Below are 662 nucleotides of genomic sequence, written 5' to 3'. Positions count from 1 at the left end.
GCCGGACGGCTGGCGGGAGCGCTGGGCCGTATCGACGAGGCGCGGGTCACGGAACACCGCACGGTCGTGGCGAGTTACTCGCTGCCCACGGAGCTTCCGGCCGGACTGGTCCCGGACCGCCTCATCGCCCTGATGAGGCTCGACAAGAAGGCCACCACCGGCCTGTCGTTCGTCCTGGACGGACCGCGGGGACCGGAGCTGGTGCACGACGTCCCGGAACACGTCGTCGCCGAGACACTCGCCGCCATGGGGTCCGGCCCTCAGGACGACCGCACATCCACCTCCGACACGAAGGGTGCGTCATGAGCACACTGCTACTTCTCAACGGTCCCAACCTTGGGATTCTCGGACGCCGCGAACCGGAGGTCTACGGGAAGGCGACACTGGCCGATGTCGAGCGCTCCGTGGCCCAGGAGGTGAAGGAGCGGGGCTGGGACGTGGTCTCGGTCCAGCGTGAATCCGAGGGCGAGCTGATCCATGCGATCCAGGACAACTACGACTCGGTCGGCGCGATCGTCAACCCCGGCGCGCTGATGATCGCGGGCTGGAGCCTGCGGGACGCCCTGGCCAACTACCCCCGGCCGTGGATAGAGGTGCACCTCTCGAACGTCTGGGCGCGTGAGCAGTTCCGGCACGAGTCCGTCATCGCTCCCCTGGCCGGA

At 68.4% G+C, this 662-nt stretch carries 1 protein-coding gene and 1 pseudogene; both read left to right on the top strand.

Annotation, left to right across the window (positions count from 1 at the left end; translation table 11 throughout):
- A pseudogene (locus BFF76_RS34015) lies at positions 1-306 on the top strand (3-dehydroquinate synthase); the annotation flags it as partial.
- Positions 303-662 (top strand): type II 3-dehydroquinate dehydratase (locus BFF76_RS22895; protein ID WP_065848964.1); only part of this gene is annotated, 360 nt, incomplete at its 3' end. The pseudogene BFF76_RS34015 and the gene BFF76_RS22895, both read left to right, overlap by 4 nt.

Source organism: Streptomyces mutomycini (assembly GCF_001700505.1).
Classification (GTDB): domain Bacteria; phylum Actinomycetota; class Actinomycetes; order Streptomycetales; family Streptomycetaceae; genus Streptomyces; species Streptomyces mutomycini.
Note: the sequence above shows the minus strand (reverse complement) of the source record. Positions and strands in the feature narration are given on the sequence as shown.